Source organism: Seleniivibrio woodruffii (assembly GCF_029267515.1).
Classification (GTDB): domain Bacteria; phylum Chrysiogenota; class Deferribacteres; order Deferribacterales; family Geovibrionaceae; genus Seleniivibrio; species Seleniivibrio woodruffii_A.
In genome coordinates this window covers 109,106-135,091 of sequence record NZ_JAJUIS010000008.1, presented here as the reverse complement: position 1 = coordinate 135,091, position 25,986 = coordinate 109,106, and the positions used below count along the sequence as shown (strand labels likewise).

The following is a 25,986-nucleotide window of genomic DNA, read 5'->3' as shown; positions in this document are numbered from 1 at the left end:
GTCTCGTATCAAATAGATGTTGGAGCGCAATTTGTCTGCGATAATAAAGGGTTCGTTTGAATTTATTCTGAACATATACAGGGAGCGCACGCTTGTGTTTGCGCTGTCGGTGGACGATTTCCGCCAGCAATATCTGGGTTCGTACCTCGGTCTGCTCTGGGCGCTTTTCCGTCCACTTCTGTTCGTTGTTACAATATGGCTGGTGTTTTCCGTGGGTTTTAAGCGCGTAGGCAGCGACCGTGTGCCTTTTATCTTATATCTGGTGAGTGGTTATGCTCCGTGGGCGTATTTCGCGGACTGCGTTACGGGCGGAATGAACGCTGTTGTGAACAACAGGCATCTGGTTAAAAAGGTGGATTTCCGTGTGAGCATCCTGCCTCTGGTTAAGATAATATCGTCCTTCTATCTGCATCTCATTTTTCTGCTTATCATAGCTGCAATAGCGATTTATAAAGGTTATTACCCTACTGTCTACTGGCTCCAGCTTCCGTTCTATCTCCTGTGCATATTTCTCATAACCCTTGGTCTGGGCTGGTTTACCGGTGCTGTAAGGGTTTTTACAAAGGACATGAGTCAGGTAGTAAGTGTTATCCTGCAAACCGGGTTCTGGGTCACTCCTATCTTTTGGCAGGCTTCGTCTGTGCCGGAAAAATACCGCGTTTTTCTGTATATAAATCCGATGGTCTATGTTGTGGAGGGATACAGAAATACCTTCATCTATCATAAATGGTTTTTTGAAGATTTCCGCCAGCTTGCGTTCTTTCTGGTGTTCGCTTTTGTTTTTCTGCTTGTCGGGGTTGTTGTGTTTAAAAAACTGCGTCCCCATTTTGCGGAGGTGCTTTGATGCCTAACAGGGTCACAGTTGTCCGCGCGGAGAACATCAGCAAAACTTACAGGCTCTACGATAAGCCTTTCGACAGGGTTCTTGAGGTTTTCAGCCTCACGGGTAAGGCGCACCATAAGGAGTTTCACGCCCTCAAAGGTGTATCGCTTGAGCTGAAACGGGGCGAAACGCTTGGCATCATAGGGCGCAACGGGCACGGTAAATCCACTCTGCTTAAAATAATTGCTGGGGTCATTCAGCCCACTTCCGGTGTCGTGCACAAACGCGGGCGGGTAGCTGCAATACTTGAGGTCACTTCCGGTCTGAAACCCGAACTGACGGGAATGGAAAATATAATTCTAAATCTCAAAATAAACGGGTTTTCGGGCGATATGCTGAAAACCAAATCGGACGAGATAATCAGATTTGCTGAGTTGAAAGATCACATCAATCAGCCTGTGAAAACCTACAGCAGCGGGATGAAGTCACGCCTCGGATTCGGTATAGCCACTTCGGTTGAACCTGATATCCTTATTCTGGACGAGGTGCTCGCCGTCGGTGATTTTGTCTTCCGCCAGAAATGCCTTGCGAAAATAAATTCCATGCGGGAGAGGATGTCCGTAATATTCGTTTCCCACTCCATGAACGATGTTAAGATGTTCTGCGACAAGGTTATGGTGATACAGAACGGGAAGGCTGTTTTCAACGGCAGTCCCGACGAGGCTATAGAGCTTTACCTTTCAAGTCAGAAACCGGAAGGCAAAGCGGAGCCTGTCAGACCTTTTTACGGCGATATCTACCACAACGACGGAAAAATATCGGACGTTTTTCATTCATGGGACAAAGAGGAATACAGACTTGGCGAGGAAATGATTTTCAGCTTCTCTTTCCGGCTGCATTTCGAACCGAAAAACCTGATAATCGGCATCCCTTTATACACTTCCGAGGGAACACTGGTGACTGCCTTTAACACCGACACCTCAAAATTCCATTTTTCTAATGTAAATAATGTGGTAAAAGGGAGCTTGAAGATCCCATGTGTTTTCAATCCGGGGCAGTACGTTTCTGTCATTGCGGTTGTGGACGGACGGGAATTTCTTTACAGACAGCTTAACGGCGGCTTCTGCGTGGCACCGCAGGAGAGGGTTTTCGGTTTTGTGACTATAGGTCAGAAATGGGAGACATATGAGTGACATCAACTTTCCTCAGTTCCGCGGCATACTTCTTGAAAAAGGCAGAATACCCAGAAAGCTGAACGAAAACGCCGAACAGCAGCGACTTCTTTTTCTGGAATACATAAAAAACGGCAAAATAAAGACCGAAGAGGTCGCAGGCTGCCAGTGCGGTTCTGCTGACCTTGAAAAAATAGCTGAAACAGACCGTTTCGGGCTTCCTTTCGGTGCTCTCATCTGTAAGAAGTGCGGCTTGGTGATAACATCGCCGCGTATTGCGGCTGAGTCACTGCCTGAATATTACGACACATTCTACCATGTGCTTAACTACGGGCATCTGCACGTACATGACCAGCAGGCTCTTTTCCGTCTTTGGCAGGGGAACAAAATATACAGGATGCTTAAACCCTATCTTACGAAATCTAAAGAACTTTCCGTTCTTGAGATAGGTGCCGGCACTGGTAACGTTCTCATCGAACTGACCACCGAGGCGGCGAAAGAGGGTGTTACTGTGAACGCAACAGGCACGGAATACAGTACTGATTGTATCGAAGAATGCCGGCAGGCTGGCATAAACATAGTGTATGGCGATCTGGATACGATGCTTGAAAAGGGCGGGAATTATGACGTTCTGATTCTCAGCCATGTTTTTGAGCATTTCACCGACCTTAGGGCGGAACTGGCAAAGATAAGAAAACTGCTTAAACCGCAGGGACTTCTGTATATAGAGGTGCCGGGTCTTTGTAATATAGGCAACATTGCCACTTACAATTTTGATTTTCTCGAATATCTTATCCATGCGCACATGTACAATTTCAACAGAACATCGCTGACGGCTGTGCTTGCCGCGGGCGGGTTCGAAACACTCTGCGCAAATGAAAAGGCAGAGGCGGTGTTCAGACCGTGCGAATCGGCGGAGGCGGTGGATATTTCCTCAAACTATGCGGATATCATGGGATATCTGGAAAGGCTTGTTTTTGCGCGGGAGTTTCTGAAAGAGGGCATAGACAATTTCAGCACAATCCGCAATAACCTGAAAGACGACCTTGCCACGGTTCACCGCTGGCACGAACATGAAAAGGCTGAGGCTGAAAAGTTCGCAAGATGGAATGAGGCGGAGAAGGAGAGAGGGGACATAGCGCGCCGCTGGCACGAGCAGGAGAAGAAAGTTGCCACGGAACTCATGCACGCTATTGACGTACACTTTAAAACGCCCTATACAAGTGTCCGTGCCAAACTTGAAAGCTACCGGGGACTGCGGGAAATTTTTGCGAAATATTACAAGAGGTATTTTGGTTGAAACTCATTCTATACAGTGAGAACGATTACGGATGCGGGGCTTCCATAGCCGCCTACCGACTCGCCGCAGCCGCGGCGAAGACCCACGAGGTCATGTACGTTTTTGAAAAACAGAAAAACGACTATTCTTTATATAAAAATACAGGGATTCGCCCGTGGCACCTCGGCAGAAGCTATTCACTGCCTAAAAAGGTTGTGTACAGGCTTGCGAGAACAATCACCAGATATACCCGCACGGAAGTGTACCGGAATCTTATATTTTCGGTTTTCCTCAGCCGTGTCAGACAGTTTAAGCCTGATGTGGTACACCTGCACAACTGCTATTTCACCCAGAAGCAGATAGCGAAGCTCGCATCCGAGTTTCCTGTTGTCTGGACAATGCACGACCAGTTCGCACTTTACGGGTACAACTATAAAATAAAAGCTCTGGACGGAGAGGAGATAACCTACTGTCCCATTGAACCATGGCGCAGACACCTTTATAAACCGGAGGATATTGCCGGTGATAAGCCGGCTGACGTTATGTTCACACCACCTTCCCAGTGGCTTACCGACCTTGCGGATGCTGTTCTTAAAGGACGTAAAAAAGCTGTTAAGGTTAACAACGGTATACCTTTGGGCGCTATCGTGCCTGTGGAAAAAGCGGAAGCCTGCGAATATGTCGGAATAGACCCCGACAGGTTCACTCTGTTGTTTCTCGCCGGAACGGGTGCATGGAAACGTAAAAACGTGGATGCCGTGATCGAAGCGGTCAAAATGGTGCCTGAGCTTGATATGCAGGTTGTGGTTATCGGCAGTGTTGCTAAGACCGATAAGCGTGACCCCAGACTGGTTATAAAGGGTTCAGTTTCGGGAACTGATGCAATAAGCCGTTATTACAGTTGTGCCGACGTATTCTGCATCCCGTCCATAGTGGATAACCTGCCGAACACAGTCCTTGAAAGTCTCGCCTGCGGGACTCCGGTTCTTGGAGCGGCGACAGGCGGGATACCTGAAATGGTCATAGAAGGGTGCACCGGATGGCTTTTTGACCCTTATGACACAAAGCAGCTTTCAGAAAAGATAAAGTATCTGTATGAGCACAGAGACGAGATAAAGAGCATTGAAAAGAACTGCCGCCCGTTTGTTGAGGAATTTTTCGGGGAAGATACTATGGCGGCTAACTATGAAAGGATATATCAGGAAATTAAGGGTGGCAGATGAAAGAATTTATTAAAAATTCAGTACCTTACAGAGCATACAGGAAAGTGCGCTCAAAACTTATCGACGGCTATACAAGACCTTATAAGGATAAGTATGACTCGTCCGCAATGGAGCTTATTTTTGAAACGCTCGGCTATAAGCTGGCGGGGCGCGGCATAGGGCTTACGGAGAACCACCGCAATATCCTGAAATATCAGAACGCTCATAAAGGCAGACGTGCGTTTCTTATAGGGAACGGACCGAGTCTGAATAAACTTGATCTGACACTTTTAAAAGATGAAGTAACTATCGGTGTTAACAGTATTTATCTGAACTATGAAAAGATGGGGTTTCTGCCCACGCACTATGTTGTCGAGGATAACTTTGTTGCGGAAGACAGAGCCGACGAGATAAACAGGCTTAAAGGAACACAGAAGTGGTTCGGAAATTACCTGCGCTACTGTCTTAAACCGGACGACTGCACGAACTGGCTTAACGTCCGAATGAGATATGACAACTACCCTGATTTTCCGTATTTTTCAACGAATGCGGCACGTCAGGTTTTTACAGGCGGTTCTGTTACATATGTATGTATGCAGCTGGCTTACTACTTTGGTGTCCGTGAGCTTTACCTCATAGGTTTCGACCACCATTATATCATTCCGCAGGAAGCGGAGGTGGAGGGTTTGAAGATAACCTCCACGGGCGATGACCCCAATCACTTTCACCCTGACTATTTCGGCAAGGGCAAACGCTGGCACGACCCTATGGTTGACAGGATGGAACAGGGGTATGCCAAAGCAGGAAAGTTTTTTGAACGGGCAGGCGGAAAGATACGCAACGCAACGGCGGGCGGAAAGCTGGAAGTGTTTGAAAGAGTGGATTATTTTTCGCTTTTTAATAAATAGAAGAGGGAGCTGAAAAGCTCCCTTTTATTTTTCAAGTACCTGAATGATGTCAACGTCAATTTCCGGTGATTCAAGGAAATCTTTTTCAACCTCCCCTTTTATCTCGACTTTTGTTTTCGCCCCTACTGCGACGTTGGGGAAGATGTCGCTGTCTATCTCAACACGAATTTCACCTGTGCCGTCAGTGAAGATATATTTTTCATTGCCGACTTTTTTTGTCAGATAGCCTTGGAATACAACTTCAGCATCGTCCACAGGTTTCTTGTTTACTTCCGCAACCGTTGAATAGGTTTTTGCGGCATTTGGTCCTATATACTGGGCAAATGCAAAGTTGAAGAGGGAGAGTATTGCCAGACCTCCCAAAATAATTGTTCTCATGCTCATGTTAATAACCCCTGATATATTTTAACATATCTTCATGACTGTCAATCGTCTGTTTAGTTCAGAAAAAGTCATGGAAGTCTGAATGTAATGCTTGCGCCTACTGATTTTTTATCAATATGGGGCATGATGGTTACATTAGGTGTGGTCAGAAAATATGCCGATGCGGCTCCTAGCAAAGCTCCGGCGAGGATATCTGTTTCATCGTGTTCGTCCGCGGCAAGGCGCGTCCATGACGTGTATCCTGCAGCCAGATATGCAGGTACTCCGTATGCAGTTCCGTAGCGCATTTGCAGGAAAGTTGCCGCCTGAAAAGTGACGGAGGCGTGTCCGGATGGGAAAGCGTCGTTGCCGCTTTCATCCGGTCTGTCCTTTTTCACTGTCTCTTTAAGGGCATAGGTCGCCGCAACGTTTGCCAGAAATGATTCGGAGAACTGCAAGGCACCCTCTTTGTCGTCGTGCAGAATGGTGGTATAGAGCGCTGCAAGTGGCAGAGCAACCCGCATAGCGTCGCCGGACTTGTCTGCATCATCGTTGTCGAACGCATGTGCGGAAAGTGAAATCAGAAGTATCAGAACAGTAATAATATTTTTCATAAGTACCCCGTTTGTGTCGGAAAATCTAAGCAGAAATGTCAGCCGTATGTCAAGGTCTGAATAACATTTTTTTCCGTATCGTCATACTTTTAATATTTTATTATTACTCAGGTCGTGTTAGTATTGATTATGTTTCATTCCAATGGGAGGTTTTATGAAAAAAATTCTTGTTCTTGTCTGCATGTTGACAGCATTTTATGCAAATGCACACTTTCAGGTGCTTATGCCCGGCACCGACGCCGCAACACAGCAGAACCGTAATATTAAGTTCCAGATGATCTTTACACATCCTTTTGAACAGGGTCCAATGATGGAGATGGTGAAGCCGAAAGCAGTTGATGTTTATCACAACGGTAAGAAAGAGAGCCTCATGGGCAGTATAAAACAGGTGAAAAGAAACGGTAAGAGTACATGGGATTTCATCTACCAGATGAAAAAGCCTGGCGACCATATTTTCGTCGTTACACCCGATTACTACTTTGAACCTGCCGAATCGACTTTCATCCAGCATATAACAAAGACAGTTGTGAACGGTTTCGGCATGGAAGAGGGCTGGGATGCGCCTGTCGGGCTTAAAGCTGAGATAGTGCCGCTGACTCGTCCATATGGTCTTTATACAGGCAACGTTTTCACCGGAAAAGTTCTTTATAAGGGAAAACCTGTGCCCGGAGCAGAAGTAGAGGTTGAATTTTACAACACAGGGTCTAAAATAAAAGCGCCCACAGATACGCATATCACTCAGGTTGTGAAAGCGGATGGAAACGGCATATTTTCATATGTAATGCCATTCACAGGCTGGTGGGGATTTGCGGCTCTGATAGATGACGACGTTAAGCTGAAAAAGGACGGGAAACAGTATCCTGTTGAGCTTGGCGCGCTTATCTGGGTAAAAACATACGGTGTTAAATAAATGCACATATCCGAAGGCGTTCTGTCCGCACCTGTTCTGATTTCAACAGGTGCGGCAGGTGCAATTCTGACTGTTTTCGGCTTTTATAAGATGCAGACCGAGATGCTGGCGAAGACCGCTCTTATGTCCAGTCTGTTTTTCGTTGGATCCTTTATACATATCCCCGTTGGTCCTGCCAGTGTCCACCTTGTTCTGAACGGGCTTGTGGGTGCGGTGCTGGGGTTCTGCGCGTTTCCGGCGATAATGGTTGCACTGGTTCTTCAGGCACTTATGTTTCAGTTCGGAGGGTTCACTACCCTTGGCACGAACATACTTGTGATGGCTCTTCCCGCGCTTGCCGGCTACTGGCTTTTCAGAGCAGGAATGAAAACATCAGGAACAAAACGCTGGATAATGTTCTTTCTGACAGGATCAATGCCTGTGCTGCTTTCGGCGGTTCTTCTTTCTGCCGTGCTTGCATTCAGCGGCAGCAGGCTGTATGATACCGCCAAGGCAATATTTCTGATGCACGTCCCCGTTATAATCATCGAGGGGGTTGTGTCGATGTATCTGTTTAATTTTTTAAATAAGGTCTATCCGGACTTTCTGAGAACCGAATATGAAAACTAAAATTATTATAGTGGCGCTGTCACTTCTTTCATTTTCAAATGCGTTTGCACACAAACTGAACATTCTGGCATTTGCTGAGAACAATACTCTTACGATAAATTCTTATTTTGCAGACGGCACCCCCTGTGGAAAGTGTACGTTTCAGGTGCTTGATGCCGACGGGAAGGTATTCGTTGAGGGCAGGCTGGACAAAAACGGCGAATTTTCAAAGAACGGCGAAACGCCAACGGATATGAAGATAATCGTTGACGGCGGCATGGGACATAGGGCGGAGCAGACCATAACTTCATCCGTTGACACGAACATGGCGTATGAAGAACCTTCAGCATCTGCAGAAGCGGACACGACCCAGCTAAGGCAGATAGTCCGTGAAGAGCTTTCAAAACAGACGGCGGAACTGAAAGCGGAGATTGATAAAGGCAGAAGCCATATAGACATGATAATCGCCGGAATAGGCTACATACTCGGAATTTTCGGGATAGCCGTTCTGGTCAGGAAAAAATGAGATTTTCACCTGCCGCAGGTATATTCTGTGCAGCGGTCTATTCCTGTATAATAGCTTTACGGCAGCATATAACGCCTGCGGACGCCGTTTTTGCGGCGGGGGTTATGCTTCTAAGGGTCAACTGCCTTCCTCAGTATTTTTTCCGCATACTAAAGCTGAATATCATGATACTGTTCATCTGTGCCACGGTGTATCTGTTCGGCGATGACGCACAGCACGCACTTCTCATCTTCCTGCGCTATAACCTGATAGTGTGTGTTACTGCGGCAATGTTCTGCGGGATGAACTCATCCGATTTCTATTACGGATTCTATACGCTGAAACTGCCTCATAAATTTACCGTGTTACTGTTTTTTGTGATAAAGTATATCGAAATCATAGGGAACGAATACGAAAAAATGAGAAATTCGCTGAAAGTGCGTAACTTTGCGCCGAAAACCGATGCGTTCACCTACAGAACACTCGCATACCTTCTGGGTATGCTTCTCGTGCGAAGCATGGGCAGGGCACAGGCTCTCACACAGGCAATGAAGATGCGCGGTTTTTCCGGCAGACTTTATCCGTTCAACTTCCGCCCCTTCTTTCCGGCTGACGCAGTTGTGGCGGCGCTTCTGGTGTTCCAGTTTATTCTCACTTTCGGAGGACTTGCTTGAGCTGTTCCATAACACTGAAAGATCTTTCGCTGTCAAGAAACGGCGATATCCTCTTTAAAAACGTAAATCTCAGCGTCGGGCATAAAGACAAAATAGCCGTCATGGGACCCAACGGTGCGGGTAAAACTACGCTTCTGAAAGCCATCGTCGGACTTTGCTCCTTGCAGTCCGGTACAATAGAGATATTTCACCATAAACTTGAAAACGAAGATGATTTCAGAAAGGCACGCGGTCACATCGGGTTCGTTTTTCAGGACAGCGACGATCAGATAATAGCGCCGACTGTTATTGAAGAGGTCGCCTTCGGGCTTCTCAACAGCCGTGTCAAACCGGCAGAGGCGCAGGCACAGGCTGAGGCTATGCTCTCTGAGCTTAACATACGGCATCTCGGAGACAGGATAACCCTGCATCTTTCCGGAGGCGAAAAGAAGCTGGTGACGTTGGCATCGGTGCTTGTCATGAAGCCCGATATACTTCTGCTGGATGAACCGTCCGCCGGTCTGGACGAAAAGTCCGTTGGGCAGCTCGCATCTATTCTTGCTTCCATAGACAAAAGTATGCTGATTGTCTCCCACGATCTTGATTTTGTGAACAGGATAGGTGCGCGGATAATGTTTCTTACAAGGGACGGTCTTACGGCGGATTGATTTTTTTCAGGGTATTTTTTATACTGATACAGACTTGTTTTTTCGTGCGCCTCCCTATATGATTCGTTTCGATTCAAAACTTACGGTGCTGCAATGATTACTTTCTACGATATCCTCGGCATCGCTCTGGCTATGAGCATAGATGCCTTCTGCGTGTGCATATGTGTCGGAATGAAATATAATAAGCCATCGAACTATATCCGCCTTGGGGCTGCATTCGGCTTCTTTCAGTTTCTTATGCCTGTGCTGGGCGCTTTCGCCGGACGCATATTAATGAAGTATACGGGCAATATCAAATATCTGGCGGCGGCGTTTCTGTTCTATGTGGCGTTTCATATGGCGCGTGAGGCCTATAAACATAAAGAATGTAAGGTGTATCTCAGCGATCCGACTGTTGGGTTTTCGCTGCTGATGCTTTCGCTTGCCACAAGCATGGATGCTCTTGGGGCTGGTATTTCCCTCGCTCTCTGGGATGGCGGTATTGTCTGGGCATCCTGCGTGATAGGTGTAGTATGTGCGCTTATGAGTTTTCTCGGCGTTGCCATAGGCAAACGCAGCAGAGGATATATAGGTCACTATGCGGAGTATTTCGGAGCCTTTATTCTCGTGGTTATCGGCGTCAGATTTATCCTATAATCAATGGACAGGGCATCACATACGATGTAAAATCGGTTGTGAGGTATGTCTATGTCAGGATTTAACATATTATTCGTTTCAAGCGAAGCTGCACCGTTTTCCAAAACCGGTGGTCTGGGCGACGTCGCCGGTGCGCTTCCCGCTGCGCTTTCGCACGACAATAATGTCATTGTCGTTTCACCGCTCTATTCATCCGTAAACAGAGAAAAATACGGCATAAAACAGGTGGCAGGAGGCTGCTGTGTGCATATGGGCAACTGTGAGGAGTTCTATGCACTTTACCACACCAGATACGACGAAGTTGATTTCTATTTCATAGAGTTCGATAAATATTTCAACAGAGCAGGTATTTACCATACGAAGGCAGGAGAATACGGCGACAACCCTTTCCGTTTCAGCTTCCTTTGCCGTGCCGCTCTTCAGACAGCAAAAGACCTGAATTTCAGACCGGACATAGCCCATGTCAACGACTGGCAGACGGCTCTGATCCCATACTATATTAAGAAGTGGGGCGACCCTTTCTTCGAACGCACAAAGAGTATCATAACCATCCATAATATAGGTTATCAGGGCATATACGGCAGGGAGTTCATGGAATATGCCGGGATTGAGAAGGAAGACTTTCATGCGGGAGCTTTCGAAAACTTCGGCGGAGTGAACCTGCTGAAAGGCGGGCTTGCCTTCGCGGACAAGATAACCACCGTCAGCCCCGCCTATGCAGGAGAGATACGGGGACCTATAGGTTCTTCCGGTCTCCACGACCTGCTTAACGCCCGCGGCGGCGACCTTGTGGGCATACTGAACGGCATAGACACAAACGTGTGGAACCCGAAAAAAGATATATACATCCCGTATCCCTATGATGTTAAAACGCTGAAAACCAAAACAAAAAATAAGCTGGAACTCCAGAAACGTTTCGGATTGAAACAGGACGCCGGTGTTGCTCTGTTCGGTTTTGTCGGGCGTTTCGTTGACCAGAAAGGGCTTTATCTTATGCGTGATGCGTGTGTTCGAGCCATGAACGAGATGGTGTGCCAGTTCGTTGTGGTTGGTTCCGGCGAGCAGGAGTATGAAGAGTTTTTCGGCGCACTTCCGGCGAGATTCCCCGGGGAGGCGGGTTCATATATCGGTTACAGCGAGGAGCTTGCGCACCTTGTGGAGGCGGGCTGTGATTTCTTCGTCATGCCGTCTCTGTACGAACCGTGCGGGCTGAACCAGATGTACAGTCTTGCTTACGGCACTCTCCCTGTTGTGCGGGCAACCGGAGGGTTGGACGATACTGTGGAAAACTATGACGAAGCGACGGGCGGGGGCACAGGGTTCAAATTCTGGGCAATCAGCGCCGATGCGCTTTTTAATACCATGGGCTGGGCTGTCAGCACATATTACGACCGTCCTCAGCACATTGAAATGATGCGTAAACGCGCAATGAAACAGGATTTCGGCTGGAAAAAATCAGCGGATGCGTACATGCATCTTTACGAGGCTGTCGCGGGACGGGGGCTATACAGCTAAGAAGTTTTAGACTTCCGGTTGATGATGTAGACAGCCATGAAAACAAGCAGACCGCCTGTCAGTGTGTTGACGTGTATCTGCTCGCCGAGGAAAAACCAGCTCAGTCCTACAGCGTTCACAGGCACGAGGTAGACGAAGGAGCTTGTTTTCTGTGAACCCAGACGCGCTGCAGCTATGAAAAACAGTGTTGAGCCGAAGGTGGTTGCACCGACGGCAAGAAGGGTCATGTTGCCCCAGAAAACGAAGGTGTGCGGAACAGCAAAGCTGGTGCCTTTTGCTATTGTTATCAGTGCGATAAGTCCTGTTGTGAATAGATAGAGATAGAAGCTGTATGTGAAGACGTTCGTATATTTTTTAACATATGCACCAAGATAGGTAAGTATAGCCCAGAGAAACGCCGCTGTGAGGAAATAGATGTTTCCGCTGTGGAACAGCTTTTCTATGTCGGTATCCCATATCTTAATGATAACCATTGCGCCGCACGCGCCCATCATAAGACCGAATGCGTCTTTCAGAGAGGGTGATTTAAGTGTCAGCAGGCTCACCAGCAGAAACGTCACCACAGGAATCAGCGTTGTTACAAGTATCCCGCCTACGCTCGCCATGCCGTATATAAGTCCTGTGAAGAACATTTCGTTGTAAAGTATCAGCACCACGGAACATACGAATGTGAAAAGTATTCCTTTTCTGCTGATTGTGAATGTCTGTTTCAGATATATCATAACAGGAATATAGGATATGAAAGTGAGGAAGAACCGCCAGAACATGAGAACTTCGGGGGATGCCATTTTTGCGACTATCTTCGCGGAAACCCATGATTCGCCCCAGCTCACCATGGCAAGTACCATCATAAGATAGAAAAGAACGTCGGACATAATCAACCCCACAAGATAAGTGCAGAAAACAGTATCGCTGTTTCCCCAAAACAAAAAGCCCACCTCATAGGTGGGCATTGTTTTTTGGTTGCGGGGGCCGGATTTGAACCAACGACCTTCGGGTTATGAGCCCGACGAGCTACCAAGCTGCTCTACCCCGCGTCAAGGGAAACGAAGATTATCAGTTTTATCCCTGAGTGTCAATAATGAATTTAATTTTTTTTAATATTTATTTTTCCTCAGGAGAGAGCTCTTGCGGAAAGCGCCATTTAGAGGGGCTTTACGTTGGAAAACCGTGAAAACATCATCAAAGCGGTTCAAAATAACAGATAAAAATGCTCATATTTGCTGTTTTGCACTTGAATTTATGCTTAAAAAGCTGCTTAATATACCTACATATATAAATTGGTTCCAGAGGTTAGTTGTCATGAAGATATCATGCAGAAAAAAAACAGCGCTCAATTCCAAAAAAGACGCCATCCTCATTCCCGTTTACCGTAACATGCGCCCGCTCAAGTCCCTTACCGGGAAAAAGATAGAAGACGCAATCAACGAGATGATAGGTTCAGACTATTTTTCATACGACGAGAAGGAGTTCTCCGGTTTTTACGTTGAGATAGGTAAAAAACTCAAAAAAATATATCTGGTGAATATCTCAAAAGACCCGCAGGATCTCAGATATTATATGGAGCTTGGCGCGTCGTTCGCAAAACTGCTGAAAAAAGACAGGATTTCTTCTTTTTCCATGATAGCGTTCGAAGACGTATACATGGACAAGAAAGATCCGCAGTATTCCGCAGCTTTTCTGGACGGATTTTTCTTCGGTCAGTACAGTTATGACGCATACAAAACGAAACAGGAGAAGAACTGGCAGTTCGATGAGGTTGAGGTCATTACTTCATATGCGAAGCTGAAGCGCGCAATGGACGACAACGCTGCCGGACTGAACTTTCAGTTCGAGAATATATATCTCGCTAAAGACCTTGTGAACACACCTCCGGCTGATCTTACCCCTGCTATTTTTGCGGATAAGATAAAAGAGTGCGCCTCCGAAGGGCTTAAAGTGACCGTTATAGACGATATGGATGAGCTGAAAGAACGCTTTCCCATGGTCTATGCAGTGGGCAAGGGCAGCAGCTATCCCCCCAGAATGGTCATGATGGAGTACAACGGCAACCCCGCCAGCGATAAGCATGTAGCTCTCGTTGGCAAGGGTGTGACTTTTGATTCAGGCGGAAGCAATCTCAAACCCACTGGATCCATTGAGGACATGAAAACCGACATGGCTGGTGCGGCAACGGTTTTCGCCGTGACAAAAACGGCTGCCGAAACAGGGATGAAAGTGAATATCAAAACATACATCCCTATGGTTGAGAACATTATCGGTACAAACGCCTACAAACCCGGTGACATATTGACAAGCGCAATGGGCAAGACCGTTGAGATACTTAACACCGATGCTGAGGGCAGGCTTATCCTTGCCGACGCCCTTTATACCGCCACAAAATCCGATCCTGAGGTTATCATCGATGTGGCGACCCTCACAGGCGCATGTATCATTGCGCTGGGCAAACACTGTGCGGGGCTTTTTTCCAACAGGAAATTTCTTGCGAAGAACATTACGGATATTTCATATGACGTTGCTGAGGACATATGGGAGCTGCCGCTGCTTGAATCCTATCAGAAACGGGTTAAAAGCGACATAGCCGATCTGCGCAATATCGCAAAACAGAAGGGTGAGGCGGGTTCCGTAATAGCCGGACTGTTTTTGCAGGAGTTCGTGGACAATTGGCCGTGGATACACCTCGACATCGCAGGTCCCTCGTATATTGAGGAGGATCACCCGATATTCGGGAAATATGCCACAGGCTTCGGAATAAGACTGCTCAACAGGTTTATAAAAGTACATTACGCAGAAAATGCTTAAAGATAAGACAGGACACTTCGGTTGGGGTGTCCTTTTTTTTATCCTGCTGCTGGTGATGGCGTATCTGGCGAACACCGCTGTCAGGTATCGTCAGCACGCTGATATTCTTGCGGGCGTTGACCACCGCGCGGCGGGTCACATCATAATGGCGGGCAACGATTCATACCGCTGGCTTCGCTATGCAAAGGAACTGGCTGACGGCAGCTTTGTCAGCGGCAGTGATGCCCTTTCGAACGGAACTCCTTTTCCTTTCACTCCGATGATAAGCATCCTTATTGAAAAAACCGCAGAGTTTGCGGGGCTGGATATCGAAACGGCTTCCAGCCTGCTTGCCGTATTTCTGTCAGGTCTGTTTGTGTTTCCGCTTGGGGTATATCTGTATCTGAACGGGATGTCTGCTGCGGCTTTGGGAGGCGGGATTACAGGCGGAATGTGCATGGCTTATCTTGAGCGCACCACAGCTTTTCAGCCTGACACGGATATGCTGAATCTCTTTTTCCCGCTGATGGTAATACTGTTTATCTATCTCTCCGGGCGGGGCAGGACGCTTCTGTATTCTGCACTTGCCGGCTTTTTCTGCTGGCTGCACTACAGGTGGTACGCCCATGCGGGGTTTTCCGTTGTGTGGTTCGCACTGTTGGCATTTCACCTTTCTGTTCTGCGCAAAAATAAAAAACTGATTATGTATAGTCTTGTTCTGTTTGCTGTTTTTTGTTCACCTTTTCAGTTTTTCATTAGTTTTAAGGGGCTTATTGGGTTCATGACCGATGCCGGGAGAGCATATCCTGCGGAGGTGGCGGAGCTTGGAGTGAAAGGTTTCTGGGACAGTCTCCGGCTGATCACTCGCGACGGTTATTCAGCTCTTGCAGGGCTGGTGCTTTTTGCCGTAACCCTTCGCAGAACCTATCTGCTGCTGCCGCTGTTTCTTCTGGGATGTCTGATGTTTTTTAAGGGGCAGAGGTTCGGAATGTACCTCGGTATTTTTGCCGGGATAGGATTCGGAGTGCTCTTCTCATCCGTTTTCGGGCGCATCGGACGGTTGGGCGGTGCGCTGTCCATGTCGGCAGTGTTCTTTTTTTCGCTGCTGCTTTCCGCTGTGTATTTTATCCCTGCGCCATATATTAAGCGCGATGTTTTCGCAGAGTTCGCAAAACTGCATATTCCTGAAAAAAGCATAGTTGTTACACAGTGGGACAACGGTTTTGTGCTTGAATATCTGAAAGGCGTTAAGGCATTTTCTGACGGAACAAATCAGTTCAAAAAGGAATGGCATATGTCTCAGATGCTTATGGAATCGGCGGTGCCGGACAGGAAGCTGCTTAAAACCATCGGCGGCGGAAATGACGTGTGGCTGGTGTTAACTGAAGAGGTTCCGTTTAAGGGTGGAAGTCACGGTTATTTTTCATCAAACGGATTAAATTTTACCAATATTGAACATAATTCCGATTCAGGATTAAAACTGCATAGAAACGGAGCATATTTTTCAGTATTTAACAATAAAACAGAAAATTCAATTTTTGGAAAAACGGCTATTATTGGTAGTCTTGATATAGGATGCTTTCACAGAGTATATCGCAATTACCCGTTTATTGCCGTGTATAAGGCGGGCAGAGAGTGTTTTGCAGACTAACGTCACCATATTAGGGTCATAATTAACTTTTCGGTATTGATTTTTTCTATGTTTATGGTATTTTCAACCTATATTGAAATGAGAGGGAGTCGGATATGGATTTTAAACAGATTGAAGCATTCGTATTTGTCGCAAAATATAAATCGTTTTCACGCGCAGCGGAAAAACTGCTTTTGAGCCAGCCAACCATATCCACGCATATAAGCACCCTTGAAGAACAGCTTGGCGTAAAGCTGTTCGACAGACTTTCCAAAGAGGTTGTTCTTACAGAGGTCGGTCAGATTTTCTTCCCGTATGCCGTTGATATACTTGATCTACGCGAGCGTTCTCAGGAAGCTGTTAAGGAGTTTCTTAACGAGGTCAGCGGAAATCTGCACATCGGTTACAGCACTGTTGCGGCGGAGTTCATCCTCCCCGAAGTTATCAAAAAGTTCAAAGAGGACTACCCCAAAACCTTCTTTAACATTGACAATGCCGGCACCCAGACAATCATCCAGAGACTTTCCGACGGTATCCTCGACCTTGCGGTGGTCGCGAGGAAGATACCCAAAAAAGACCTTGAATATAAGGTTCTTACAAAAGACAAGATAGTTCTCATCGTGCACAAGAATCACAAATTTTACACCAGAGGGAGCGTTTTCATTGAGGAGATTCTCGGCGAGGAGTTCATCACCCGCGAGATAGGTTCCGGCACTCGCGCCTCTGTTGAGCACGGTTTCAAACAGAAGGGGTATGACTTTGAAAGCCTCAACATCGTGGCTGTTTTAAGCTCCACCTTCTCAATAAAAAATGCCGTCAAAAAAGAACTGGGGATCGCTTTCATGTCTGAAATGGCGCTCACAGACGAGTGCGACGGCAGTATAAAGGCAATTCCTGTCACAGACCTCGTTGTGGAAAAGGAAGTTTACGTCGTATACAGCAAAAACAGGACGAATAAGAAACTCCTGAAACACTATATCGATACCCTTTTGAAGTTTAAGTGAGCGTAAACGAAGAACTTTCATTAAGCTACATTCTTGAGCGCGGACTTGAGCATTTCAACCTGATTGACGTGCGGTCCGAGGGTGAATTTGCAGAGGATGCCATACCTACTGCGATTAACATTCCGCTTCTGAACAACGAAGAGCGTGCAAAGGTCGGCACCTGCTACGTTCAGACGGGCCCCAGAGAGGCACGGCTGCTTGGCGTTGATCTTGTCAGTCCGAAACTTCCACAGCTTATCCGGAGCTTTCTTGATATTAAAGACAGGCGGCTTATGGTTGTATATTGCTGGCGTGGCGGGCTGCGCAGCGGGAGCACAGCCGGACTTCTGAAGCTGGCAGGTCTTGATGTCTCAAAGATTGAGGGCGGATATAAGTATTTCAGGAATCACATCAATTCTTTTTTTCAGAACTTTTCACCCAGCTATTCTTTCATAAATCTGTACGGACCGACAGGCTGCGGAAAGACTGCGCTTTTAAGACAGCTTGAGGGTACGGCAAGGGTGCTTGACCTTGAAAAGGCGGCGGCGCACAAAGGTTCCAGTTTCGGCGACGTTGACGAGCCGGAATATGAAAACGTAACTCAGAAGAACTTTGAATCGAAGATATGGTATAAATTATATAAGGAAAAAGAGGGCGTTTATCTTGTTGAGGGCGAAAGCATGAAGATAGGTAAAGTCTCTGTTCCTAAAAATCTTTTCAATAGAATGAGAGGAGGTGTAAGCGTTGTTGCAGATGTTCCGCTGGATGCGCGCATCCGCTTTACGGTAGACAATTACAAACCCGAACTGTATAAAGATGAAATACTGCGTTCATTACTCCGCCTTAAAAAGTACATCGGAACCTCAAAAGTTGATGAACTGGCGAAACTTCTGGATGCAAAGGACTACGAGAGCTTCACTAAGATTCTGCTTGAGTCGTACTACGACCCGCTTTACATGCGGTCAATACCCGAAAGACCAGATTATATAATCAGGTATGAAGACATTGAAGAGGGGAAGAAACAGCTTGAACAGATTTATATTCAAAACAATCATACTTAGCATTGCGCTGCTTGTTTGTGTTTTCGCATATGCGGACGATGAACCCCAGCAGACGCAGCAGCCGAAAACCGATTCGGAAACCACTGTCGCCATAGCAGACGCGCGCACACCCGCAGGGGCGGAAATGCTGGGTGCAGTCTACGACAGACCCTACACCGTGCGCGGAATCACATATTACCGTATGAAATCGGTTGAGAGCTTCAAACAGAAGGGACTTGCCTCATGGTACGGCAAGGACGACCACGGCAAAATGACATCCAGCGGCGAAAAATATAATATGTTCGACAAAACAGCCGCTCATAAACAGCTTCCTCTGGGAAGCCTTGTCCGCGTTGACTGCGAAGAAACCGGAAAATCAGTTATCGTGCGAATAAACGACAGAGGACCCCATGTGCCGGGAAGAATAATCGACCTTTCATATGCCGCCGCCAGCGAGCTTGGACTCGTGGGCAAAGGGCTTACGAAGGTTTCCATAACGCTGCTTAACGGTGAAGAGGAAACGAACGAGCCTGAGTTCGGCAATTTCTCCGTTCAGCTTGCATCTTTCTCAATACGGCAGAACGCGGAAGAGGTTGCCGGCGGTATTCCCAATGCCATCATTGAGCCGGCTATAATCAACGGAAACGAATTTTTCAGAGTGCGCGTAATCGGTTTCACCACCAGAGAGGATGCCGTTGCGTTTAAGGACGGGAAACTGCAAACCTATCCAAATGCACTCATAATAAGCGAATAGGAACTTTAATTGAGAACTGACAGACCGACGGACAGAATGCGTCCGGTGATCCTTGTGAAAGACTATATCAAACATCCGGAAGGCTCCGTACTTTGTGAGTTCGGCGACACGAAAGTGATATGCAATGCCAGCTTTACACAGGGAGTGCCTCCGTTTCTGAAAGACACCGGCAGGGGCTGGGTTACTGCGGAATATGCCATGCTGCCCAGAGCCACAAACACGCGCAACCAGCGTGAATCAAAACGCGGAAAAGAGGACGGGCGTACCATGGAGATATCCCGTCTGGTAGGCAGAAGCCTGCGCTCTGCGGTGGATTTTGAAAAGCTGGGTGAAAACACCATAATCATCGATTGTGATGTTATTCAGGCTGACGGAGGAACACGCACCGCAGCCATAACAGGCGGATTCTGTGCACTCTATATCGCTGCACAGCGCATGGTTGAACGGGGAGTGCTGACTGAGAATCCGGTTAAGGACTTTGTCGGTGCAGTAAGCGTGGGTATCGTTGACGGCGAGTACCTGCTGGACCTCAAATATACGGAAGACAGCAGTGCCGATGTTGACCTCAATCTTGTTATGAAGAACGGAAGCGAAATTATTGAAATTCAGGGCTGTGCAGAGGGTGCTGCTTTCTCCCGCGATGGGTTGGACAGGATGCTTGACCTTGGCATGGACGGAATAAAAAGCCTTTATGCAGCTCAGAAAAGACTTCTGGGGATTGAATGAAACTTTACGTCGCTACTAAAAACAAACATAAACTCAAAGAAATAGCCCAGATTCTGGAAGGGGTCGAGGTTGTCAGCGCATATGAATATATAGAGAATGACATGGATGTTGAGGAGACAGGCAAAACCTTTCTCCAGAACGCTTCCATAAAAGCGAAGGCGCTTTCAAAACTTATAGACGGGTATGTCATAGCAGACGATTCAGGCATATCGGTCGATGCTCTGGACGGTGCGCCGGGAGTATACAGTGCACGTTTCGCAGGGGTGAACGCCGCTGACGACGACAACAACCGTAAGCTGCTCGCCGTTATGGACAGGGTGCCGGACACGGAGCGCGGCGCAAGCTATATCTGCGTTATCGCACTTGCTGTGGGAGGCGTTGTGGAGCGCACCTTCGGCGGTATGTGTCAGGGTTCTGTTGCAAGGGAATATAAAGGCGAAGGCGGATTCGGATACGATGTGATCTTCCTTCTGCCCGACGGAAGACACATGGCGGAACTGACCGACGAGGAGAAAAATGCCATCAGCCACCGCAAGATGGCTGTTCAGTCCCTTAAAGAGTATCTGGACTTGAAACAGGATAAATAATGAAAGTTTTAAAGGTTTTTCTGGTGCTGCTCCTCCTTGCCGCGGCATGTTCAGGCGGCGGTTGGTGGTATCTGGAAAACCAAAAGGTCAGGCTTGAACTCTACTCTCCCGACATGGGAGCCATTTTTTTCAACGACCGCAAAACAAAAACGGTCTCAATCTATTCCAAAGACGACGTATTGATGTACAGGAAGGTTTACGAACGTTCAGACGACCTTCCGGCAAATCTGCCGCAGGATATTTATACCCTGCTGGAGTTCGCGGGTAAAAACTATTTCAACTGCGAGAAGCCGGACACGGAGGATGAACTCAAGCTGCTGAAAACTTATGAGATATCTCCAGCGGGGCTTGACGACTGTATTGTTTTGTATGAGGCGGAGAAAGCCGCGTACATGTACCGCGATGATGCGCACTACAATCTGGTGCTTTGGAAAACGGCGGCAGACCTTTTGAAGATGCACGGCAGAAACGGAATTTACGACGCTTATATGCAGACGGCTTATATGCAGAGCGACCTTTGGGGGCTGGAATCGGCGTCTTTGTTCTATCTGGACAGAAGTGCTGAATTTGCCGACGAATCGCAGATATTGTGGCTTATGAGTGTTCTGACGCTGAACACGCTCCCTTATGAGAATATGGAGATTTTTCTCAGACGCACCGGTGAGTTTGCGGAATACATGATTGAGCAGGGCAGGACCTCATACCGCGATGCAGTACGCGTTCCTGTTGAATATAATATAAATAAGCTGACTGATAATTACCCTCAGTATACTTCATTGATACTGGAGGAGATGGAAAGACGCGGATTTCAGCCTTCAGGCGAAGTTGTCGTAACGTCCGGGCTGAATCTTGACACAATTGAAAAGGCGAAAGAGGCGATAGCCGAGCGGATGCCGCTTGTGCCGGATGGTGCCAATATAGTTCTTGCAGTGGTAAACATTGAAGACGGATCTGTGGAGGCTCTGGCGGCGAACAACAGGTTCCGCTTCCGCACAATGCAGATGAAACGCCAGATAGGTTCGACTTTCAAGCCCATGGTGTATCTGACAGCGTTCAATAACGGTTTCCGCCCCAATCAGCTTATAACCGATAAACCTTATGAGTATAAAAATCACGGCAAACCATATCATCCGGCTAACTTTGAGGATTATTACATGGGGGTTATACCCCTGCGCAAAGGACTGGTATTTTCGCTGAATAATGCGACGATTCGTCTTGCTATGCTGACAGGACTCCCAAAAGTTGCCGAAACCGCTGAAATGCTGGGAATGAACTACGACGTCAAGCCTTATCTGGCTATGCCGCTGGGGATTTTTCCTCTCACAGTGCAGAACGTTGCACAGGTGTATTCTGTTATAGGCGGGTATGGTCTGCGCAAGGACAGCGGGCTTGTCCTCAGCATAAGAAACACGAAAGGCGAGCCGCTTTACTATGTTAAACGTTCGCCTGAGCAGATAGTATCACCTGTGAGCGCTTATCAGATTCTCCACATTATGCAGGATGTTCCAAGAATAGGAACTGCGCGCGGCACTGGACTTCTGCCGGGAACAGCGGCAAAAACCGGAACCACGGACGATTATAAAGACGCGTGGACAGCCGCCATTGCGCCCCCCTATGCTATTGTCGCATGGGTCGGATTCGACGACCATAGAAGTATGGGCGAAGAGGCTACGGGAGGAGGGCTGGCTGCACCTGTGATAGCGGCTTTTCAGAAAAGAATGTGGAATGAATGGCAAAAAATTGATTTTAATATTCCGCCGGGTGTTGTATTAAAAGATGTGGATTATTACAGCGGAGTGCTTCCGGGAGATGCGTGCACTTCCCAAAAAACTTATACCGAAGCGTTTGCGGAAGACAACATTCCCGAACCATGTGTGCGTTCCGCGGTGGAACCGTTAAATACTGAAAACACAAACAAGGGGCAGTAGATGAAAAACATATACCTGATTGGCTTTATGGGAACAGGCAAAAGTACCGTAGGAAAAATTCTTGCTGAAGAGTTTAAACTGGATTTTGTTGATACTGACAAAATGATTGAGGATATGACAGGGAAAAAAATAAGTGAAATATTCGAAGACGCATCGGAAGAGGAGTTCCGCAGGCTGGAAACGGACGTTCTTCGCGACATTACAGAGGGCAAGGGAAGAGTGGTATCCACAGGCGGCGGAATAGTCGTGACACGCGGAAACCTTGAGCTCATGAAAAATTCCGGACTTGTTTTTACACTCATTGCGGATGCGAATACCATACACGAGAGACTGAAACAAGATCAGACCTGCCGACCCCTTCTGGAGGTTGAAGAACCCCTGGACGAGATAAAGCGTCTGCTTTTTGAAAGGGCGGCTTTCTATATTAATGCTCATCATATCATAGAAACTTCCGATATAACTCCCAGAGAGGCTGCGGATCAGATAGTTGCCATTATAAGGGAAGAGCTGGCGAACTAGCCTCCATAAGCAGGAGAAAAATGGGTAAAGTATTTGTTGATCTGAAAAAACAGGTTGACGATTCCTATGAGATCACTATCGGCAGCGGTTTTATAGCGGATACGCTGAAAAATTTCGGCTCTGCCAACGATTTTTTCATGGTAGATGATAACGTTTTCCGGCTGTACAGTGATATCATGCCCACAGAACGGGTATACCGTTTCCGTGCGGATGAACACAACAAAACCCATGAGTCGGTTGTCGCTGTGCTTGGCTTCCTTTTCCGCGGAGAATGCCGCAGAGACGGGAGACTTGTTCTTATTGGCGGCGGCATAACAGGAGACGTCGGCGGTTTTGTGGCGGCAACCTATATGCGCGGCATCAGCTTTGTTCAGATACCTACAACTCTGCTCTCAATGGTGGATTCCAGCGTGGGCGGGAAAACCGGAATAAATTTCAGGGGAGCAAAGAACAACGTCGGTGTGTTCGCCCAGCCGAAACAAGTATATATCGATATGGATTTCCTCAAAACTCTCACAGATGAAGAGTTTCTGAACGGCGTTGCAGAAGTTATCAAATACGGGATGGTATACGATGCTCAGTTTCTCGAATATCTGTATGATAATAAAGAGAGAGTGCTTGCCCGTGACACTGAGGTTCTGGACTATATCGTAACGCGCTGTTGTGGAATGAAAGCGGAAGTTGTGCGCATAGACGAGAAAGAGAAGGGCGAAAGAGCGCTTCTTAATTTCGGACACACCTTCGCACACGCCATAGAGACAGATTCCGACCACAGCGTTAAGCACGGGTTCGCTGTTGCAGCGGGAATGTATCTGGAAACGGATTATGCCGTTAAACACAGGCTGGCTGATGCGAAAGCTCTTGATGATATAAGGCGCGTTCTGACTGCATACGGATTTGATCTTACATACAATATAGCTGATAAAAATGTTTTCTTCGGTGCTATGACTGCGGATAAAAAAGCGGACAAAAAGGGGCTGACGCTCGCGATTGCCCCGAAAACAGGCACCGGTAAACTTGTTAAGAACATCCAGATAGAACAGGTGATCCAATACTTTACGGGCGTCTGATCCTCTCCTGAGTCTTAACCTTTGACTGTTGTTTCATTTCAAGGTAACATATCTCTGTATGGACGAAAAAACAAAAGCCGGACTTCTGGGCGATATCGAATATTTTTCCGCGAAGCTGGAGGCGGACAGTACCTCCATGCTATTTCTTCCGCTGGCAAAAGCATACGTTGAACTGAACCGTTTCGACGATGCCGTTCAGGTGCTTTTCCGCGGTCTGGATGCAAATCCCGAAGTTTCAACCGCAAAGACCCTCCTTGCAAAATGCTATGTGGGCATGGGACGCGTTGACGATGCGAAGGCTATTCTCACCGAAGTACGTGTTCTTGATCCCAATAACTATGCCGCCGAAAAACTGCTCGGAAAAATATATCAGAGCGAAAACGAATACAAAAAAGCCATTATTTCATATAAAAACGCATATTTCTCCGCTCCTGAGGATACTGAACTGAGGGAGCTTATCGAGGAACTCCTTGCCGAAACCGGAATGGAGCTTTCAGATCTGCGCGACGAACGCAAACTTATGGATGACGACGAGCTTCTTGATACTATCGGTCAGGAACTTGCGGATGAAGTCAAACACGAAATAGGTGATTCTGCCGAGCGCCCAAGCCTTTCCGAAGAGGATGTTAAAACCGCTGTTGAAGATATCGTCGGACATTCATCAGATATTGAAGATGCCGATCTCAGCAAGTTTGAGGAGGACGACAGTCCGCCGGATACTTCAAACGAAATAGAATCCGAAATGCTCGCTGAAATATCAGATGATGTTGAACCCACTGAGAGCCTTGATGAAGTGAAGGAAGCTGTTCAGAAATACGAACAGAACTACTTTGCCGGCATTGAAGAGCGCGAGGTGCCTGTTTCCGGCGGAGTTGACGCTCTTGCCGCGGAACTTTCCGCCGACTTCGGACTGGACGGAATAAAGAGCGAAGAGGAAGCCTTTGCGGACGAAGATGATACAGAGTCTGAACTTTCCGGTGCGGACTCCGCAGAAGAGAAGACGGAAGAATCCGGACAGGAGGAACCTGCCACTCCTGCCGAACATAACATATTTGACGATTTTGGCGACATAGAAGAAATATCTGACGAACACCTTGCTTCCATAGACGACCTTTTCAGCTTCGTGCCTGTTTCAGAGGACGGAGAAGAGATGGAAGCTCCTGCGCCTGCTGTTGCGCCCGTGTCTGAAGCCGTTCAGGAGGAAGAAGAATCTTCCGAACCTCATGAGATAGACGCTGAGGAACAGCTTGCGGACATCGGCTCCGAAGTCTCAGAAACACTTACAGAACCGGAAGCAGAACGTGACAGCACAGAAGAGGTCTCTGAAGATGAAACTGTTTCCGCGTCACCTGGATATGGTGAGCCTGATGAACAGGCTTTAGAAGAAACAGCCATGGAGGAAACCGCTCCGGAAGAGCCTGCTTCAGAAGAGCCTGTTTCTGAAGAGCCGCAGCCGGAAGACCCTGTCTCTGAAAATGTGACAGGGGATGATTCCCCTGCTGCCGATGAACCTGCGGAGGAGACAGCTGTCTATGATGAGGCTGCTGAACAGGAAGCAACGGAAGACGAAGCGGAAGAAATACTGTCGGAACAGCCTGAAATACAGGCTGATGAAGCTGAAGAGATACACGACGAGCTTATTACCGATGAAAAAATAGATGACGCACTCAAGGATGTTCTGGGTGATGCGGAGCAGGACGCGGCGGAATACGCTGATGAGATCATTCCGCACAACAGCAACCTGCGCCCTGTTATAGACGTTCAGGAGGCGGAAGAAACGCCGGACGGCGATATCACGGATGAACCCGAAGATGAGGTCATCCCTGAAGATATACTTGAACAGGAACCGGAACTTGTCTCCGAGATCCAGCAGGAGATAAACAGGGATACAGAACTTAACGACGAGCTTGCGACCCTGTTTGCCATGGATGAACTGGAGGAGAGAGACAGAAAACCGCATGTCGATGAATATGTGAACACTGATTCAGGTGAGAATGATGCTGAGAGTCTCATATACGACCCGGAACAGCTCGACAGTGAAACATATGAACAAGTGAACAGGCTTGAAAACTTATTGGAGCTTATAAAAAATAACTCAAAGTAACCCGAAACGGCTGTGTTTAATATTTATA

At 47.4% G+C, this 25,986-nt stretch carries 26 protein-coding genes and 1 tRNA gene; 23 read left to right on the top strand and 4 right to left on the bottom strand.

All coding sequences use genetic code 11. The features are described 5' to 3' along the window. The first annotated feature begins 31 nt into the window (after positions 1-31). The 5 genes from Q7P67_RS10025 to Q7P67_RS10005 are packed head-to-tail and all read left to right on the top strand — an operon-like array spanning position 32 to position 5,384. Positions 32-844 carry an ABC transporter permease gene (locus Q7P67_RS10025; RefSeq protein WP_303851828.1) on the top strand — a complete coding sequence of 271 codons (813 nt, stop codon included), beginning with the start codon at positions 32-34 and terminating at the stop codon, positions 842-844. Further along, entirely contained in the window at positions 844-2,016 is a 1,173-nt protein-coding gene (locus tag Q7P67_RS10020; RefSeq protein WP_303851827.1) for an ABC transporter ATP-binding protein, read from the top strand. Before Q7P67_RS10025 ends, Q7P67_RS10020 begins: the two co-directional genes overlap by 1 nt. Continuing rightward, complete coding sequence (locus tag Q7P67_RS10015; protein ID WP_303851826.1) at positions 2,009-3,295, top strand: bifunctional 2-polyprenyl-6-hydroxyphenol methylase/3-demethylubiquinol 3-O-methyltransferase UbiG; 1,287 nt, start codon at positions 2,009-2,011, stop codon at positions 3,293-3,295. The genes Q7P67_RS10020 and Q7P67_RS10015 overlap by 8 nt, the downstream gene beginning before the upstream one ends. Next, a complete protein-coding gene (locus Q7P67_RS10010; protein ID WP_303851825.1) occupies positions 3,292-4,497 on the top strand; it encodes a glycosyltransferase in 1,206 nt (401 codons plus the stop codon). The genes Q7P67_RS10015 and Q7P67_RS10010 overlap by 4 nt, the downstream gene beginning before the upstream one ends. After that, a complete protein-coding gene (locus Q7P67_RS10005) occupies positions 4,494-5,384 on the top strand; it encodes a 6-hydroxymethylpterin diphosphokinase MptE-like protein (protein ID WP_303851824.1) in 891 nt (296 codons plus the stop codon). Before Q7P67_RS10010 ends, Q7P67_RS10005 begins: the two co-directional genes overlap by 4 nt. A 24-nt stretch (positions 5,385-5,408) precedes the next feature. Here the strand turns inward: Q7P67_RS10005 and Q7P67_RS10000 are convergent, their stop codons facing one another. Together Q7P67_RS10000 and Q7P67_RS09995 are read right to left on the bottom strand one after the other, a co-directional pair. Further along, positions 5,409-5,768, bottom strand: a complete 360-nt coding sequence (locus Q7P67_RS10000) for a NirD/YgiW/YdeI family stress tolerance protein (RefSeq protein WP_303851823.1) — start codon at positions 5,766-5,768, stop codon at positions 5,409-5,411. 68 nt (positions 5,769-5,836) lie between these two features. Continuing rightward, a complete protein-coding gene (locus Q7P67_RS09995; RefSeq protein ID WP_303851822.1) occupies positions 5,837-6,361 on the bottom strand; it encodes a phosphatase PAP2 family protein in 525 nt (174 codons plus the stop codon). A 154-nt stretch (positions 6,362-6,515) separates the two neighbouring features. On the opposite strand from Q7P67_RS09995, the gene Q7P67_RS09990 reads away from it, so the two are divergent. From Q7P67_RS09990 to Q7P67_RS09960, 7 genes are all read left to right on the top strand, one after another. Next, positions 6,516-7,271: a DUF4198 domain-containing protein gene (locus Q7P67_RS09990; protein ID WP_303851821.1), complete on the top strand. Its 756-nt coding sequence runs from the start codon at positions 6,516-6,518 to the stop codon at positions 7,269-7,271. Next, on the top strand, positions 7,272-7,880 hold the full coding sequence (gene cbiM / locus Q7P67_RS09985) for a cobalt transporter CbiM (protein WP_303851820.1): 609 nt from the start codon (positions 7,272-7,274) through the stop codon (positions 7,878-7,880). It begins immediately after the preceding gene. Continuing rightward, complete coding sequence (locus Q7P67_RS09980) at positions 7,870-8,385, top strand: hypothetical protein (protein ID WP_303851819.1); 516 nt, start codon at positions 7,870-7,872, stop codon at positions 8,383-8,385. The genes cbiM and Q7P67_RS09980 overlap by 11 nt, the downstream gene beginning before the upstream one ends. After that, positions 8,382-9,038, top strand: a complete 657-nt coding sequence (locus Q7P67_RS09975; RefSeq protein ID WP_303851818.1) for an energy-coupling factor transporter transmembrane protein EcfT — start codon at positions 8,382-8,384, stop codon at positions 9,036-9,038. The genes Q7P67_RS09980 and Q7P67_RS09975 overlap by 4 nt, the downstream gene beginning before the upstream one ends. Beyond that, positions 9,035-9,685 carry an energy-coupling factor ABC transporter ATP-binding protein gene (locus Q7P67_RS09970; protein ID WP_303851817.1) on the top strand — a complete coding sequence of 217 codons (651 nt, stop codon included), beginning with the start codon at positions 9,035-9,037 and terminating at the stop codon, positions 9,683-9,685. The genes Q7P67_RS09975 and Q7P67_RS09970 overlap by 4 nt, the downstream gene beginning before the upstream one ends. 93 nt (positions 9,686-9,778) lie before the next feature. Further along, entirely contained in the window at positions 9,779-10,321 is a 543-nt protein-coding gene (locus Q7P67_RS09965; protein WP_303851816.1) for a manganese efflux pump MntP family protein, read from the top strand. Between the two features lie 51 nt (positions 10,322-10,372). After that, positions 10,373-11,836 carry a glycogen synthase gene (locus tag Q7P67_RS09960; protein WP_303851815.1) on the top strand — a complete coding sequence of 488 codons (1,464 nt, stop codon included), beginning with the start codon at positions 10,373-10,375 and terminating at the stop codon, positions 11,834-11,836. On the opposite strand, the gene Q7P67_RS09955 is transcribed toward Q7P67_RS09960, so the two are convergent. Continuing rightward, positions 11,833-12,765, bottom strand: coding sequence for a DMT family transporter (locus Q7P67_RS09955; RefSeq protein ID WP_303851814.1), 933 nt, complete (start codon positions 12,763-12,765; stop codon positions 11,833-11,835). The two genes, Q7P67_RS09960 and Q7P67_RS09955, sit on opposite strands and share 4 nt — an antisense overlap. 31 nt (positions 12,766-12,796) lie before the next feature. Further along, positions 12,797-12,873, bottom strand: a tRNA-Met gene (locus Q7P67_RS09950). 265 nt (positions 12,874-13,138) lie between these two features. Here Q7P67_RS09950 and Q7P67_RS09945 point away from each other — a divergent pair. The 11 genes from Q7P67_RS09945 to Q7P67_RS09895 all read left to right on the top strand — a co-directional run bounded on the left by Q7P67_RS09945 (position 13,139) and on the right by Q7P67_RS09895 (position 25,958). Then, the gene (locus tag Q7P67_RS09945) at positions 13,139-14,638 is read left to right on the top strand and encodes a M17 family metallopeptidase (protein WP_303851813.1); all 1,500 of its coding nucleotides are present in this window, start codon (positions 13,139-13,141) and stop codon (positions 14,636-14,638) included. Beyond that, complete coding sequence (locus Q7P67_RS09940; RefSeq protein ID WP_303851812.1) at positions 14,631-16,268, top strand: hypothetical protein; 1,638 nt, start codon at positions 14,631-14,633, stop codon at positions 16,266-16,268. Before Q7P67_RS09945 ends, Q7P67_RS09940 begins: the two co-directional genes overlap by 8 nt. 95 nt (positions 16,269-16,363) lie before the next feature. Further along, on the top strand, positions 16,364-17,251 hold the full coding sequence (locus Q7P67_RS09935) for a selenium metabolism-associated LysR family transcriptional regulator (RefSeq protein ID WP_303851811.1): 888 nt from the start codon (positions 16,364-16,366) through the stop codon (positions 17,249-17,251). Further along, complete coding sequence (mnmH, locus tag Q7P67_RS09930) at positions 17,248-18,291, top strand: tRNA 2-selenouridine(34) synthase MnmH (RefSeq protein WP_303851810.1); 1,044 nt, start codon at positions 17,248-17,250, stop codon at positions 18,289-18,291. The genes Q7P67_RS09935 and mnmH overlap by 4 nt, the downstream gene beginning before the upstream one ends. Then, the gene (locus Q7P67_RS09925) at positions 18,257-19,024 is read left to right on the top strand and encodes a septal ring lytic transglycosylase RlpA family protein (protein ID WP_303851809.1); all 768 of its coding nucleotides are present in this window, start codon (positions 18,257-18,259) and stop codon (positions 19,022-19,024) included. The genes mnmH and Q7P67_RS09925 overlap by 35 nt, the downstream gene beginning before the upstream one ends. A gap of 9 nt (positions 19,025-19,033) precedes the next feature. Further along, the gene (gene rph / locus Q7P67_RS09920) at positions 19,034-19,750 is read left to right on the top strand and encodes a ribonuclease PH (protein ID WP_303851808.1); all 717 of its coding nucleotides are present in this window, start codon (positions 19,034-19,036) and stop codon (positions 19,748-19,750) included. After that, complete coding sequence (gene rdgB, locus Q7P67_RS09915) at positions 19,747-20,337, top strand: RdgB/HAM1 family non-canonical purine NTP pyrophosphatase (protein WP_303851807.1); 591 nt, start codon at positions 19,747-19,749, stop codon at positions 20,335-20,337. The genes rph and rdgB overlap by 4 nt, the downstream gene beginning before the upstream one ends. After that, the gene (locus Q7P67_RS09910) at positions 20,337-22,265 is read left to right on the top strand and encodes a transglycosylase domain-containing protein (protein WP_303851806.1); all 1,929 of its coding nucleotides are present in this window, start codon (positions 20,337-20,339) and stop codon (positions 22,263-22,265) included. Before rdgB ends, Q7P67_RS09910 begins: the two co-directional genes overlap by 1 nt. Continuing rightward, the gene (locus Q7P67_RS09905) at positions 22,266-22,784 is read left to right on the top strand and encodes a shikimate kinase (protein WP_303851805.1); all 519 of its coding nucleotides are present in this window, start codon (positions 22,266-22,268) and stop codon (positions 22,782-22,784) included. 20 nt (positions 22,785-22,804) lie between these two features. Then, positions 22,805-23,854 carry a 3-dehydroquinate synthase gene (gene aroB, locus Q7P67_RS09900; RefSeq protein WP_303851804.1) on the top strand — a complete coding sequence of 350 codons (1,050 nt, stop codon included), beginning with the start codon at positions 22,805-22,807 and terminating at the stop codon, positions 23,852-23,854. A gap of 58 nt (positions 23,855-23,912) precedes the next feature. Beyond that, positions 23,913-25,958 carry a tetratricopeptide repeat protein gene (locus Q7P67_RS09895; protein WP_303851803.1) on the top strand — a complete coding sequence of 682 codons (2,046 nt, stop codon included), beginning with the start codon at positions 23,913-23,915 and terminating at the stop codon, positions 25,956-25,958. The last annotated feature ends 28 nt before the right edge of the window (positions 25,959-25,986 follow it).